Source organism: Photobacterium profundum (genome assembly GCF_003026285.1).
In the GTDB taxonomy this organism is placed as follows: Bacteria; Pseudomonadota; Gammaproteobacteria; order Enterobacterales; family Vibrionaceae; genus Photobacterium; species Photobacterium profundum.
This window is the reverse complement of sequence record NZ_PYOD01000002.1, coordinates 333,219-349,452: the sequence shown is the minus strand read 5'-3', so window position 1 is coordinate 349,452 and position 16,234 is coordinate 333,219. Positions and strand designations below refer to the sequence as shown.

The following is a 16,234-nucleotide window of genomic DNA, read 5'->3' as shown; positions in this document are numbered from 1 at the left end:
ATACCATGTCACCAATACTTGCTTTTATTACAAGCGCTATAAGCTTTATTACAACCGACGTTATTGTTATCGCAATTTTGGCTATCTTTATTATATCAATGATTAAGAGCGTGCAATCGATTTTGTCTGTTCGCACTGATTTCTCTAACCTTGAAACCATTGCGGGAAAAGTTAACAACCAAACATTAAAGGTGAGTGACCTTAGTCAAAAGCAAAAGAATTGGGTAACTGATCACCTGCTGTATGAGCGTAAAGATGATGAACTTTATGTTGAAATGCAAGGCAACCATTTGCTGTCAAAATCGCCAATTAGCCAAATGAAACCAGAGGTTGATGAAGGGAAATACAAGCTAATTCCTGCGATTTTAACCAGCTTTGGTATTACAGGTACATTTATAGGTATTACGCTGGGTTTAAGTGGCTTTTCGATGAGTGGTGACTCGAGTGAATTGCTATCTACCGCGATGAAGTTGCTTGAAGGTATGAATACAGCATTCTATACCTCGTTGGTTGGTTTGCTATGTTCTGCAATCTTTATGATTTGGATGAAAGTGTCGTCGCATTTTATTGGTTCATATTACACGTCATTTGGTAATCATCTTACTAACCATTATGTGGAAGCCAATGTTATTAATTACCTGAAAAATTTATCGAGTGATCGCCAACAAGAGGCTATTGAGGCACAGCTTCGATCTGCTAACGCAATGGAATCTATGGGTAGTAACTTTAAAGAAGTCATCGGTCAGTTTGGTGCATTAAGCCAGTCGTTTGATGGCGATAAAATGGCGAATACCATTTCTTCTGCTGTGACCCATTCGATTGAAAAACAACTCACGCCAGCCATGCTTCAAATACGTGATGAGCTAACGTTACTAAAAGACATCAAAGAGCAGAATCAAAAAGAATTACTGCAAACCATTATTGCCGAAATGAAGGCTGAGCTAATTACTCCTGTTGTTGTTGAGTTAGAAAAAACATCAGCGGCAGTATTAGAAAACAACAAAGTTTCTGAGCAACTGAATGAAAATGTTGGAAAAGTCATAACGAGTACTGCTGAAACGGTCGAGACTATTAATCAATTCCAGAAAGAAACAATGACCAAGCTTCAAGAGTTTGCAGAGTCATTAAAAGGTATTCTTTCTAGCTTTAAAGATGATACTCAAGGTGCAATGTCTACAATTGCAACCCAAGTCGATGAGATGCTAAACAAAGGTATTCAAGGTATGGGGGCTCAGCAAGTTGCTTTTGAAGAGAGCGCTGGGCGTGCAGCTGTTGCCTTTGAAGGAATTAAAGAATCAATGGATCAGTCTCTTAAAGAAAGACAAGCATCTGAACAAGCCCTATTTAATAACGTTGAAAGTCGCATCGGGTCATTATTAAAAGAGTCTCAAGAAATATTCGATAAGCAAACTAAAGTGCTTGAAACCGTGGGCGAAGAAGCAAGCAGCTTGATGAGCAATGCCAAATCGGAACTAATTTCAGGGCTTGGCGATATTGATAAAAAAGTGCTATCGATGTCCCAAACTGTTCAGCAAGAATTGGATGCATTCCGTAATCAATATCAAGATAATCTAACCAACTACTTTGAGCAGCAAAACAACCTATTAGAAACAAGCCTTGGCAAACAACGTGATGGTTTAAATGGCGTTGTTGATAACTTTAAAACAGTATTCGAAAGCGAATACAAAACACGCCATGGCTTGCTTGAAGAACTTACAATACAGCACCAACAACTGCAAAAATCAGCAGAAACTATTGAACGTGTAGCTAAAGCTATTGGCTTGAATGAAGCCTCTAAGATGGCAGAACTTCAAGATGTCGCGCAAACAATGAGTAAAGAGATTGCACACCTTAAGCGAGAATATTCAAAAGCAGCCTCTACCTTCAATGATGTAACAGAAGGTTTACCAAAGGCAATGGATGACTACTTTACCCGTGCAAATGATAGCTTTGAAACCTTCTTTAAAGGCTTCGATGAGTCGGCAAGTAATATCCACAATAAACTATCGCAAGCTGCGGGCTACTTAATTAATTCACAAGTTCAACGTCGTGAGTTTGAAGCAGATAAGGCCGAAGCATAATGCGAAACCTCAGAGCCGTGAGACGTAATTCAGACATTGACGAGTCGGGTGTTTGGTTATCGGTTGGTGATTTAATGTCGGTGCTTTTAATGATTTTTGCCTTGCTGTTGATCAGTGCGTTGGTGCAAATTTCGCAAGCCCATGAAGAAAGCCAGAATACTCGAATTGTTATTATTAAAGGTATTAATGATGCCCTTGAAACAGCAGGCATTGAGGTTAGCGCCGATGCAACAACGGGTGATATTTCTATCACGGATTCAATCTTGTTTGATCTAAATGATTATAAATTGAAAGCATCAGGTAAGGTGTTTTTAGATAAGTTTATTCCCATTTACTCTAATGTTATTTTTCAAACTGAAGCCACAGCTGAAGAAGTGTCGCGAATTGTTATAGAAGGCCATTCAAGTTCAGAAGGTGCATTCGCGCGCAATATGGAACTGAGCGTTCTTCGAGCAAACAGCGTTTCAAAATACGTAAGTAGCATGATGTTTGCGAACAAATCACCATTTTTTAAGAAAGTCGCTATTTCCGGTCGAGGACCAATTGAAGCTAACCCAGACAAAACCGATCCCGCTGATCGTAAAGTGAAATTCCGATTCCAGTTTAAAGATGATGAATTCTTGGGTAATTTCTCCGAGGTGGAAAGTGTCGGTAAATAAAGGGTTTTCATTCAGTGCACCTAAAGTTGCGACTGAAAATAGCATCGAAAGGCTATCGTTTGATGATTTTTTTGAGATGTCTGTCGCGGGTGATTTATTACCTGCTTTTCCACCACGGTCATTACAGCAATTAATTACCTTGGTCGATGAAGGGCGTAGCCATGAAATTTCAATTCTCGAATGGTTAGATGTCGTTGAAAATGAGCAACATTGGATCGGATTTAACGATCAAAAGGTAGCGAATGCTTGTCGCGCTATTTGGTTAGCAATTTGTACCAACGATACGCTAGGTAATATCGCGTTCTTTAAAGCAGGTTTAGCTATTGATGGTCGGCCTAGCACCGTGGTTAAACCGTTACTGGAAAGCATGGACATCGTTAGAGGTGTTCCGGGGCTAAATGAGCTTGATGCAAGCAGAATTGATTGGCTAAATGCGGTGAAAAGAAAAGATTGGAATGCGTTAGCCGCGATGTGTTTTGACCGCTTATTACCACCCAGAGTTTTGGTTAAAAAGTTAATGCTGCCAAACGCCAATACCTACCTTCAACACATACCTGAATACTTAGTCAATTGTGCACCACGCAGTATTGATGACAATATTGAAGGTTGGTTATCTCAATGCTTCCATTCCCTTAAAGTGACACGTCAGCAAGTGGTATTTTGCGATGCTCTAATTACACAATACTTAGACCGATTATATCGTGGTGAATGTAAAGTGCTGTTAGAAGACATGTGCTTGCCTGATAGTGATCAGACGTTATGGTACGAGTTAACCGATGCTTCCCAAGCAAAGCTAAAGCAAACCTTTGGCTTATCGAATTATTATGAACTTAGTACGATCTCTCGCGCCCTGTGTAGTGAACGTGGTGCTATTGCGCTTGATATTGATGAAAAAGAGCAAAAACAAATACGCAGCAGAACATCTTTTTGGTCTAACTACAGTGAGCAATTCAATCGTACTCGCGTGATCTTACCGCAGGCGACACTGAACTACCTGCAAGAAGACGGCGTTCGTTTATCAAATCAGGTAAGTACATTTTCCAATGAATCTGAAGATTGTGCCGAAGTATTCATTTTTGAATTAGAACGGATTCTTGTTGTTGAAATTCTGCGAGGTGAGGTGAGTGAAACGCGCATATTTAAGAACAGTGAATGGAATGCCAAAAGATTGCTTGATGGTGATTTCAATTGTATTGGAGACATTCGTGAGTTACCGCAAACAGAAGTGCACGATCATCTAATTGTTTGGCAGTATTTCTGTGAAAAATTGTTGAGAACCAAATTCAAGATTAAACCCAATGCAAATGTTAAGTACTTTGCAGGTATTCCAAAATCGGTCAGTGCTTACTCTCACGATAAAGGGTTACAGCACCCTGATAAGATGTATTTAGCTGAACGTGCAGAACAGCTGGAACAATGGGTAGAGATATTTTGGCGTCACGAATTTAAAACGTCGAAATACGGTCAGCAATCAGGTTTACAGCAAAAAAGTAACCTTTATCTGACTAAGGCTCAGATGGCAAAACAGCTGGGTAACCAAGCCGACTACGAGTTGTTTATAAAAAAAGCGGCTAATCAAGGTAGCTCAGAAGCTATGTGGCAACTCGGGAAAAATATGTTGCTAGCTTCGAGGAATGATGCAACTCAGAGGAAGTACGGTGAAGATTGGATCGCTAAAGCTGCCTCAAAGGGGCACTTAGAAGCTATTGAAACAGCGAATAAATTTAGAATTACTTTTACACCACACTCGCCTCTATCAGCAGATACACCAAAGCTAAATGTTACGAATAAATCAAATGTATCAAAACCTTCATCTAAAGAAGAGTGGGATGAAAGAAATCGAGAAAGAAGTCAATATCTGAAAGAAAAATATAAAGATAAAAAGACGCCAGATAATGCAGTTAAGGTTACTTATAAAAAGACGCGAAATTATACTTCTGATGATAATCAAGGCTTAAGAGATAGGGCTAAACATTTTTCTAAATCAGAATGGACTTCGAAAAATAGAGAACGAAGCCAGTATCTGAGAAAAAAACATAAATAGTGGAACAGTAGTTAGCTAAGTAATGACTTAAACTTATGTTGGTTAACATGCCCTTACAAAAACTATGGTGTAAGATATAGCGAGTTGAAAAGTGCTAGGAACAGGTATGAAAAAATCTAACTTTGAGTTTCTTAAAGGGGTTAACGACATTCTCTACAGCATCGCGTATGCGGCAGAGAAAAATTACCCTGATGATCCCAATACCACATTGGTGAAATTGCGTATGTTTGGCGAAGCGTCTGCCAAGCATATAGCCAAATTGTTGGATATGGAGATCCCAGAAAACCAAGTAGATTTAATTCGTGATTTGTCTCGGATCTCGTGGGTTGATGACAACATCATCAAGTTCTTTCATCAGCTGCGTAAAGTGGGCAACAAAGCGGTACATGAATACCACGACGACTTAAACGATGCAGAAATGATGCTGCGTATCGCGTTTAAGGTGAGTGTTTGGTATTACCGCCTAGTCACTAAAAATCTCGACTTTGAACTGCCTATGTTTGAGTTGCCACAAGGGGGCAGCGACGAGTTCTATAACACCGAGATTTCGTCACTCAAACAAGCATTGTCTGATGCATTGAACGAGAAAACCGAATCGGCTTCAGAGCTAGCAGCACAAAAGAACAAATTAACAGCACTGAACGGTTATATTTCGATTCTTGAAGGTAAGCAGGAAGAAACGGAAGATCAAACTCAAGCCCGTATTGCTGCCTTAGAAGCACAGTTAAAAGCCAAAGACGCAGAGTTAGCGAAGAAGACAGAGCGCGAGCGTAAAGAATACCGCGAGCAAATCAACCAGCGTGCCGCTGCGCGTAAGCTGGATCTGTCAGAGCAAGAAACCCGCTACCTTATCGATCGCCAATTGCGAGAAGCAGGGTGGGATGCCGACAGCCTTAACCTGCGCTACGCCAAGGGCACTCGTCCACAAGTTGGGCGTAATATTGCGATTGCAGAATGGCCAACCAGCACCGACGAAAACGGCAACACTGGCTTTGCCGATTATGTGATGTTTGTCGGGCTAAAACCTGTTGCTGTGATTGAAGCCAAGCGCAATAACATTGATGTTGCGGGCAAACTGCCTGAAGCATATCGCTATAGCAAGCATTTCGATTTTGAATTACTGCAAGCCGAACTTACCGATGCCGCAGCTAACGATGAACATCTATTGCATCAAATTGCGGAAGAATTACCAAGCTATCGGGCTTCTTGGCGAGATTCGAACGGTATCGACATCTACCATATCCCATTTTGTTATTCTGCTAACGGGCGTGATTATCGCGCGACGAATAAAACCAAAAGTGGTATTTGGTATCGCGATGTTCGTCATACCTCGAACATGCCCAAAGCCTTGCCTGCATGGCACCGCCCTGAAGAGCTGATAGCCAAATTAGAAAGCAATTTACAGGTTCACAATAGTTGGTTTACTGAAAACCCCGACATGAGCGATCTTGGTCTGCGTTATTACCAAGAAGAAGCGGTTGCAGCGGTTGAACAAGCCGTGATCAAAGGGCAACAAGAAATTCTACTCGCAATGGCAACCGGTACAGGTAAAACTCGAACCGCCATTGCCTTAATGTATCGTCTTATTCAATCACAACGCTTTAAACGCGTATTGTTTTTGGTCGACCGTCGTTCACTGGGCGTGCAAGCACTTAACGCGTTTGAAGATACCCGTATCAGTGGCGATACTTTCAATTCTATTTTCAATATTCAGGGATTAACCGACAAGTTCCCAGAAGATAGCACCAAGATCCACGTTGCGACGGTGCAGTCATTGGTCAAGCGTACTTTGCAAAGTGATGAGGCCATGCCTGTCGGTCGTTACGACTGCATCATTGTCGATGAAGCGCACCGCGGTTACATTCTTGATAAAGAACAAACCGAAGGCGAAATGGTATTCCGTAGCCAGAACGATTTCATTTCTGCCTATCGCCGTATTATCGATCATTTTGATGCAATTAAAGTGGGCTTAACCGCCACACCCGCCCTGCACACGGTCGAAATTTTCGATACGCCAGTTTATCGCTACAGTTACCGAAAAGCGGTGATTGATGGCTACTTAACCGACCAAGAACCACCGATTAAAATCACCACAGAACGCAGTAATGAAGGCATTTATTTTGCTCAAGGTGAGCAGGTAGAACGGGTGAGTTACCAAGGGGAATTGATTACCGACACCCTTGAAGATGAACAAAACTTCGATGTTGCCCAGTTCAATAACCGCGTAATCGCGCCGAACTTTAACAAAGCGGTGTGTGAAGAGTTGGTCAATCACCTAGACCCAACAAGCAGACAGAAAACCTTAGTATTCTGTGTCAACAACGTTCACGCCGATATGGTGGTAGAACAGCTGCAAACTGCGTTCAAGGTGAAATACCCAGAATTAGAACACGACGCCATTATCAAAATTACCGGTGACTCAGATAAAGATCCAACCAAAGTGCAATCGATGATCACCCGTTACAACAAAGAGCGTTTACCGAATATCGTGGTAACGGTCGACTTGTTAACAACGGGTATCGATATTCCAAGCATCTGTAATTTGGTGTTTCTGCGTAAAGTGAAAAGTCGTATTTTGTACGAGCAAATGAAAGGCCGTGCGACCCGTTTATGCCCCGATGTGGGTAAAGTGTCGTTCCGTATTTTCGATGCTGTCGATTTGTACGACACCTTAGAATCGGTCGACACCATGAAGCCAGTGGTGGTACGCCCCCAAGTAGAGCTCAAAACCTTGGTGAACGAAATCACCGATTCAGAAACCTACAAGGTAATGGAAGCAGACGGTCGAAGCTTTGCTGAACACAGCCACGAACAGCTGGTGGCGAAACTGCAACGTGTTGTCGGTCATGCCAATAACAACCGCGACCGTTCAACAGATATTGACAGTGCCATTAAACGTTTTGACGATATCTGCCAAGATGCAATGGGTTGTGACTTCAACCGCTTTGCTCGTACTTTGAAAGAAAAAGGCCCGAAATGGACCGCCGAAGTGTTTAACAAAGTCGAAGGCTTGGTAGAACGTATTGAACACTTAAAAATAGATATTAACGCCTTACGCAAAGCGCCGATTTTTACCGATATCGACGACAAAGTGATCAGCGTAGAGCGTTTATACGGCGAGTACGAAAACGCGGAAGACTTCCTAGAAGCCTTCGATAACTTAGTTACGGGTAATCAGAATGCGCATGCAGCCCTGCAAACCGTGATCAATAAGCCGCGCGATCTAACCCGTAAAGCCTTGCTAGAATTGCAAGAGTGGTTTGATCGCCAGCACTTCGATGAATCGACCCTGCGTGTTGCATGGCAAGAAACCAAAAACCAAGACATAGCCGCGCGTTTAATCGGGCATATTCGCCGTGCAGCTATGGGTGATGCCTTACTGCCATTTGAAACGCGGGTAGACAATGCCCTTAATCGCATTAAAACCGAAAACAGCTGGAACGAAGAGCAAACCACTTGGTTAGATCGCTTAGGTGAAAGCTTGAAAGAGAAAGTGGTGGTCGATGACGACACCTTTAAATCGGGCAACTTTAAGCGCCGAGGCGGCAAACGTAAGATTACGACTGTCTTCGATGGTGAATTAGACACCATACTCGCCAAGCTGAATGATTATGTGTGGGATCAACCCGCGTAACACTTTATGATGCCCACAATACTTGGGTATAACCCCATTAGTGCCGCGAGTGCCAAAAGCCTTTACGAAACGCTTGTAAGAAAAGCGGTCGAAAGAAGCTTCGCACTCGCCGCGCATTCACTATGAATGAATATCGAGAATAAGCATGAACAATAATGATTTGGTCGCCAAACTGTGGAAACTGTGTGACAACCTGCGTGATGGTGGGGTGTCTTACCAAAACTACGTGAACGAATTGGCGTCGTTGCTGTTCTTGAAAATGTGTGAAGAAACTGGCCAAGAAAGCGAATTGCTGCCAGAAGGACTACGCTGGAAGGATCTGAAAACCAAAATTGGTCGTGAACAGCACCAGTTTTACCGCAACATGCTGGTACAACTGGGTGACGATAGTCACGCCATTGTTCGTGCGATTTTCCAAAACGTGAACACCACTATTACTCAGCCAGCCCAGTTGACTGAACTTGTGTCGAACATGGACAGCCTTGGCTGGTTCGAAGGCGACAAAGGCAAGAGTCGTGACGATTTTGGTGACATGTACGAAGGCTTGCTACAAAAGAACGCCAACGAAACCAAATCAGGTGCAGGCCAGTACTTCACCCCGCGTTCGCTAATCAGCACCATTGTTAAGCTAATGCAGCCACAGCCTCGTGAAGTGATTCAAGATCCGGCAGCCGGTACGGCAGGCTTCTTGATTGAAGCTGATAGATATATCAAATCACACACAAACGATTTGGATGACTTAAGCGAAGACGATCAAGATTTCCAAATGCAGCGTGCATTTGTTGGCCTTGAATTAGTACCAGAAACTCGCCGTTTAGCATTAATGAACTGCTTACTGCACGATATTGAAGGCGATCAAGACAAAGGCGGTGCCATCCGTTTGGGTAACACCTTGGGTAGCGACGGTGAAGCCTTACCGAAATCGAACGTGATTTTAACCAACCCTCCGTTTGGTAGCGCAGCGGGTACAAACATTACCCGTACTTTTGTTCACCCAACCTCGAACAAACAACTGTGTTTCATGCAGCACATTGTCGAAAGCCTAGAACCGGGCGGTCGTGCAGCAGTGGTAATTCCCGATAACGTATTGTTTGAAGGCGGCAAAGGTGCCGATATTCGTCGTGATCTTATGGATAAATGTCGCTTGCACACGGTGCTACGTTTACCTACTGGCATCTTCTATGCGGCAGGCGTAAAAACCAACGTACTCTTCTTCCAAAAAGGGACGGTAAAGAACCCCGAGCAAGACAAAAAATGTACCACTGAAACATGGGTATTCGACATGCGTACCAACATGAATACCTTTGGTAAGCGTCGTCCGTTAACCGACAAACACTTCGATGCTTTCATTGCTGCTTATGGCGAAGACAAAAACGGTCAATCACCACGTAGCGAAGGCGTGTGGGATGTAATGGGCGCGATCTATGCAGAAGGTGAAACATCGGTCGAGCAGACGAGCCAGAAAGCGCACAAGGTAGAAGAAGCCCGCTTCCGTAAGTTCAGTCGCGATTACATTCGTGACCAGAAAGGTGATTCGCTAGATATCTCATGGCTGAAAGACCTAGAAGCCACTAGTACCGAAAACCTGCCAGAGCCTGAAGTGCTAGCGGGTGAAGCAATGGCAGAGCTGACCGAAGCCATGTCTGAAATCTACCAGCTAATGCAAGCACTGGGTGCCAATGATGAAGCCGAAGCGCAGAAGCAATTGCTAGAAGAAGCATTTGGGCTGAAAGAACAAGATCTAGATGCGAGTAACGCGATACTAGGTGGTACGACTCAGGAGGTTGAGGCATGAGTCAATTGCCGAAGGGGTGGGCTGAGAATAGTCTAGGCAATTTGGTTGTTGTTGAGCGTGGAAGCTCCCCTCGTCCAATTAAAAACTTTTTAACCGACAGTGATGATGGTGTTAACTGGATCAAAATTGGTGATGCTAAGAAGGGACAAAAATTATTAACCTCAACAGCTGAAAAAATCACGAAAGAAGGAGCCATGAAATCTCGCTTTGTAGATGTTGGTGACTTTATACTCTCAAATTCAATGTCTTTTGGCCTGCCATACATAATGGGAATACCAGGATATATTCATGATGGATGGTTTGTTTTTAGGCTTCCCAAACAGATTAGTAGTGATTATTTCTATTATTTGCTTTCCTCTTCTTATGTTGGAGCCCAGTTCAATAATTTAGCTGTTGGTGGGGTCGTTAAAAATATCAGTGGTGATTTAGTTAAAAAAGCTATATTGCCGCTTCCCCCCCTTGCCGAACAAACCCGCATCGTAGAAAAACTCGACGAGGTGCTGGCGCAGGTAGACACCATCAAAGCGCGTCTCGATGGCATTCCCGCGATCATCAAACGCTTCCGCCAATCCGTTCTCGCCGCCGCCGTATCGGGGAAATTGACGGAAGAGTGGCGTGACATTAATACAGCCCAAGATATTGAAAAGTTCTGTAGTGAAATTACAGACGTTAGAAAAGAACAATACTTAGTAACTTGCCAGAAAGCAAAGTTAGCTAAGTCTAAGAAACCGAGAAAGCCATCAAACATTGACGATAAAATTGAACCTCATTTGGATGTATTAGATTTGTTGCCAAGTATTCCTGAACAATGGACTCAAAAGGTATTGAGTTTTGTAACGGATAATTATGCAGACAGCATAGTTGACGGTCCGTTTGGAGCGTCAATAAATGTCAAAACTGATTACATTGATGATGGTGTGCCAGTAATAAGAATGGTCAATATTAGACCTTTTCAGTTTTTACGTGAAAACCGGAAATTTGTATCATTTGAAAAATTTGAAGGATTATCTCGTCATAAAATTAATGAAGGAGATGTTCTTTTTGCAAAGGTTGGAGCAACAACGGGGGACTGTTGTATGTATCCAATGAATGAACCAATTGCAATGCTATCAACGACTGGTAGTTGCCGAATTACTGTAGATAAGCAAGTATATAATTCTGAATTTCTTGTAATTGTACTAAATGCGTATCGACGTATTTTTAACAGTATTACGTCTCAGGTTGCTCAACCATTTTTGAACATGAAAACAATTAAATCAGTGCCTATTCCCATCCCTGCATTAGAAGAACAAAAAGAAATCGTTCGCCTCGTCGACCAATATTTTTCTTTTGCCGATACCATCGAAGCACAGGTGAAAAAAGCGCAGGCGCGGGTCGATAGCCTAACCCAAAGTATTTTGGCCAAAGCCTTCCGTGGTGAGCTGGTAGCGCAAGACCCAAGCGATGAGCCTGCGGATAAGCTGCTAGAACGCATCGCCCAAGCCCGTATAGAGGCAGAAGCCTTAGCCAAAGCGGCGAAGAAAATAGAGGCAAATAAAAAGCGGGCAGCGAAGAAGGCAAGCGCTTAAATATTACAAACATTCAGCACGTCTTACCTACTATAGGGGGCGTGCTTTTTTATAGGTTATAAAATGGATTTACAGCAAAAATATACTGAATATAAGCATTATGTTGAGACTTGCTTAAGTAGCAAAGAAATCAATAAGCCCAGCTTCTATGCCATCGCAGTATTTAAAGCACTGGCCGAGCTGATACAGCAGGGGCATGTAATGAAGCATGCGTCAGGCGTTGATATCGTTGAGCGAAAAGCCCTTCAGCAACATGTGCAAATGACGTTTCCTGCCAAAGATAATTCAAGACGTCAGGAGGTGAATAAATACTTATCTCAGCGTTTTGTTAATCCTGCTGCTTTAGAGCCTGATTTTATCGAGTTCGTCTTTGAGGGTGATGATTCGGTTTATTGCCGAGAAGATAAGGTGAAGCCGGGTTCTAAAAAAGTGGGTTATTGCATTGCTGACTTTTCTGACAAAGATGATCTGATCAACTTTTTGCTGAAACTAGATTTAACACTCGCTTATCAACGCTTAACGGGTGATACGCTAGTTGAATTGTTCGATGAATATGTACAGAGAAAGTCTTACCCTACATCTAGTTGGTATATTGGATATCAAAAAACATTCAATCAAATAACTGATGATTCGGCTATTTCCGACGATACATTAAATCTACTTTGGTATCAGCGTGATAATTCGGTATCAAGCTTACGCCAAGGCGCGCCCTCTCATAAAGAGTTTGAAACGGCAAAATCAGTATTACGTGAAATCACTGAGCATGTTAGAAATAACCCAAGCGCAGAGGCATATCGTCAAGCCCAACAAACCATGAAGCAAGCCAAAGCGGATGGTTTATTAAACAAAATGTATTGGGCTTTGTTAAATCGCGTTTTTGCTGCGATCGCACCAACTATATGTACATCGACTATCGATGAACATTGTTTTAGAACTGTTGCCGCTTACTTAAATGAACGATTTGCCCTAGGGATGTCTCTCGATGGTAATTGGTTCGATATGAACCAAGAGTTTAAGCAAGCTATTGGTTCACACCTTCCTGATAATTATGACCCTATGTTCGTTAATATGGCGACTTGGCATTTATATGAAGATTTAAAAAATGGGCGATTAAACCAAATCCGTGAAGATGCTCAAACTGGTTATGAGGTTGAACCAACAATGAATATTGAAAGTGTGGCTACCCCCTTAAACCAGATCTTATATGGTCCTCCTGGTACGGGTAAAACCTATCATACTATTGAAGCATCAGTGAAAGCCGCTGAACCTAATTTTACGTTTGCAAATCGAAATGAGTTGAAAGGTAAATATGATGAACTGGTTATGGCTAATCGGATTCGCTTTGTCACCTTTCATCAAAGCTACGGTTATGAAGAATTTGTTGAGGGATTAAGTGCGAAAACAGAAGGTGATCAAGTCTCTTATTATGAAAAAGATGGCATTTTTAAAGTCATTTCAGAAGAGGCTGATAAATACCGAGAAACAAAAACAGTAAAAGGTGACAGTGATTTTGATTCACTATGGTCATATTTTATTGCTGAATTGTCTCAAATTGAAAGTGGTATTAGAGTCAATACTATCCGTACTTTCTTTACGGTGACTGATGTAGATAACAATACAATCCGATTTGAGAAAGACAAAGGTGATTCAACTCATTCGCTGAGTGTTAAGACATTGAAAGCAATATTCAATAGAGAACGTGAGATCAAAGGTGGCTTAAACCCATACTACTCAGCGTTAATTAAACATCTGGCGATCTATTCAAACCGTACCGAGGAAGTACATACACAGCGTAAGAACTTTGTTTTGGTCATTGATGAGATTAACCGAGGAAACATTTCGAAGATTTTCGGTGAACTAATCACTCTGATAGAACCATCAAAGCGCAAAGGGGCAACAGAGCAAATAGATGTGGTATTGCCACATACAGGGGATAATTTCTCAGTACCAGACAACTTACACATCATCGGCACCATGAATACCGCTGACCGTTCGCTAGCTATGATGGACACGGCATTGCGCCGCCGTTTTGATTTCGTCGAAATGATGCCAAAGCCAGAATTACTATCTGGTGTATCAGTGAACGGTATCGATCTACAGAAATTACTGACTGTACTGAATCAACGTATTGAAGTGTTGTACGACCGTGAACATACCTTAGGCCATGCCTTCTTTATGACCGTAAAAGAAAAGCGCGATCAAGTTGATGAAAACGCGGCGTTTGATGAACTTCAATCGGTATTTAAAAACAAGATCATCCCGTTACTTGAAGAATATTTCTTTGAAGATTGGGACAAAATTCGTTTAGTGCTGGCTGATAACCAAAAGCTGGACTCATTGCAGTTCGTGACAGAAAAGCAACTTGATCAAAAAGCGCTGAATGCTTTGTTTGGTAGCAAGCATGGCTTAGAGCAGTTTGGCGAAGCACAAAAGCAATACAGCTTGAAAAGTAAAGAAGCCGATGTGTGGAGCTATGCACTGGCCTATAAAGGTATTTATGCGCCAAACCAAGCCAACGAAACTGAATCAAGAGTTTCTACAGATAACAATACGTCTGTAGAAGTAGTAGAAAGCCAACAGGTAACAGAAACAATAGGCGCTTAACTATGGCTACGCATCCGATTGTTTTTGAATATGGTTACCTAAGTTGTGATAAAAAAGCGGCAAAAGAAAATAGCTTCACGCTGATTTCAACTGAAGCCTTTCAATATTTGGAACAACGTTGTTTGTGTCAGGAAGAAGCTGAAGTGAGTCAGTTTCTTCTGTTGCGCGCTAAACACGGCCATAAAGTACTGCAAGTAAAAAACTATGTCGGGGTGATTTTTACCCCACATGGTCAGCATATTGAAGTATTGCCTAAAATTGCCAAAACGTCCGACCGTTCTGAAAGCGCAATTACCCATTCACGCAAGCTCTTATTGATGATGCTGAAGCATCTTGGTCATTTTCGTCATATTATAACCAATACAGCCAATGTCGAAACGCTGAAAATGCCGTTGTTAGAAGTGTTTATCGAACAATTTCTGCAAAGTGTGAATCAGGTAGTAAAGCGTGGGCTAAGAAGTGACTACATTCAACAGCAAGACAACCTCGCTTATCAAAAAGGTAAGCTGCTGGTGGATAAGCAGATTCGTCATAACGCGATTAATAAACATAAGTTTTTTGTTGAGTACGATGAATTTCTGCAAGACAGGCCAGCGAATAGGTTGATTCGTGCTGCGCTAAAAAAAGTCGCAGGTTATACCAAACGACATCAAAACCAACGTCTACTTCGCGAATTAGATTTTGCGTTTGATGGTATTCCTGCCAGTCGAGTGCCAAAGCAAGATTTTGCTCAAATTAAGCTCGATAGAGGGATGAGTTATTATCATGCTCCACTTGCATGGTCGCGGTTGATTTTAGAGGGTTTTTCGCCACTCAGTATGAAAGGAAACGCAAATGCTCAATCGCTGTTGTTTCCGATGGAAGCTGTGTTTGAATCTTATGTGGCTTCTGTGTTGAGTCAGCAATTACCTGAAGGCTTTCAGCTTTGCAAGCAAGCGACAGGGAAGGTGCTGGTAACGCATAATAAGAGTGATTACTTCAGGTTAAAGCCTGATCTGGTGATTGAATCAAGCTCAGAATCAAGCTCAGAATCAACCGCTGAATCAATGAATAGGCGCTGTGCGGTATTAGATACTAAGTGGAAGCTGATTAACGCAGGTAAGTCTTCTTCGAGTGATAAGTATGATTTATCTCAATCTGACTTTTATCAGATGTTCGCGTATGGGCATAAATACTTGCAGGGCAAAGGGGATGTTTTCCTTATTTACCCCGTACACTCGCACTTTGAAGAACCACTTGAGCATAGCTTCGACTTTAGTGACACCTTGCGTTTGTGGGTGGTGCCTTTCGTTTTAGAGCTGGATAGTAATAGCCGTTTGATATGGCCGACTCATTTGAAAAAGCCTTATATACAAAAACCTCGAGTATAAAAAACTCGTGTGCTTAAACATGAAGTAGATAGCTACCTTGATAGTAAGCTTATGAAAACCACGCAAGGCAAGGATTGCGATAAGCTACCTATAAGTTGAAATAACAGTGAAAGCATCATGATAAAAAATACATTAATCGATCGCCTGTATGAAGAATTCGGCGAACCAGCCCGTACAACCAAAAAAGTACAGGCTTGGCATATTACGAATCATTTTGGCTTTGTGGTAGAAATCGATAAACCGGATAGCGGCGCATTTGCTAATGTATGGCTGCCATACCCATTCGGCAGTATCGAGATGCCCGACATTGCCCACACAGTGTACCCGCATGACAAAGGTCGCCACAGTAATACCTATACCACTCCGGGCTTGCAACGGGGCGAAACCGTACTAAAACTCAAAATCACGACTCAAAATGATATTGAGTGCTTGATTGATTACTTGAAGCCGTAGTACTTAGATTCAACGCATAGAGCTGG

The 16,234-nt window shown here is 42.3% G+C and carries 9 protein-coding genes; all 9 read left to right on the top strand.

Annotated elements, in window-relative coordinates; translation table 11 throughout:
- The first annotated feature begins 5 nt into the window (after nucleotides 1–5).
- The 9 genes from C9J48_RS06410 (at nucleotide 6) to C9J48_RS06365 (ending at nucleotide 16,208) form a co-directional block, all read left to right on the top strand.
- A complete protein-coding gene (locus C9J48_RS06410; protein WP_006229058.1) occupies nucleotides 6–2,081 on the top strand; it encodes a hypothetical protein in 2,076 nt (691 codons plus the stop codon).
- A complete protein-coding gene (locus C9J48_RS06405) occupies nucleotides 2,081–2,740 on the top strand; it encodes an OmpA/MotB family protein (protein WP_006229059.1) in 660 nt (219 codons plus the stop codon). Before C9J48_RS06410 ends, C9J48_RS06405 begins: the two co-directional genes overlap by 1 nt.
- Complete coding sequence (locus tag C9J48_RS06400; RefSeq protein ID WP_006229060.1) at nucleotides 2,727–4,784, top strand: EH signature domain-containing protein; 2,058 nt, start codon at nucleotides 2,727–2,729, stop codon at nucleotides 4,782–4,784. The genes C9J48_RS06405 and C9J48_RS06400 overlap by 14 nt, the downstream gene beginning before the upstream one ends.
- A 106-nt stretch (nucleotides 4,785–4,890) precedes the next feature.
- On the top strand, nucleotides 4,891–8,418 hold the full coding sequence (hsdR, locus tag C9J48_RS06395; RefSeq protein WP_006229061.1) for a type I restriction-modification system endonuclease: 3,528 nt from the start codon (nucleotides 4,891–4,893) through the stop codon (nucleotides 8,416–8,418).
- Nucleotides 8,419–8,563: 145 nt separating this feature from the next.
- Nucleotides 8,564–10,213: an N-6 DNA methylase gene (locus tag C9J48_RS06390; protein ID WP_006229062.1), complete on the top strand. Its 1,650-nt coding sequence runs from the start codon at nucleotides 8,564–8,566 to the stop codon at nucleotides 10,211–10,213.
- Complete coding sequence (locus C9J48_RS28185) at nucleotides 10,210–11,781, top strand: restriction endonuclease subunit S (RefSeq protein WP_006229063.1); 1,572 nt, start codon at nucleotides 10,210–10,212, stop codon at nucleotides 11,779–11,781. The genes C9J48_RS06390 and C9J48_RS28185 overlap by 4 nt, the downstream gene beginning before the upstream one ends.
- A 63-nt stretch (nucleotides 11,782–11,844) precedes the next feature.
- A complete protein-coding gene (locus C9J48_RS28180) occupies nucleotides 11,845–14,385 on the top strand; it encodes an McrB family protein (protein ID WP_006229064.1) in 2,541 nt (846 codons plus the stop codon).
- A gap of 2 nt (nucleotides 14,386–14,387) precedes the next feature.
- Nucleotides 14,388–15,755 carry an McrC family protein gene (locus tag C9J48_RS06370; RefSeq protein ID WP_006229065.1) on the top strand — a complete coding sequence of 456 codons (1,368 nt, stop codon included), beginning with the start codon at nucleotides 14,388–14,390 and terminating at the stop codon, nucleotides 15,753–15,755.
- A 117-nt stretch (nucleotides 15,756–15,872) separates the two neighbouring features.
- On the top strand, nucleotides 15,873–16,208 hold the full coding sequence (locus C9J48_RS06365) for a hypothetical protein (protein ID WP_006229066.1): 336 nt from the start codon (nucleotides 15,873–15,875) through the stop codon (nucleotides 16,206–16,208).
- The last annotated feature ends 26 nt before the right edge of the window (nucleotides 16,209–16,234 follow it).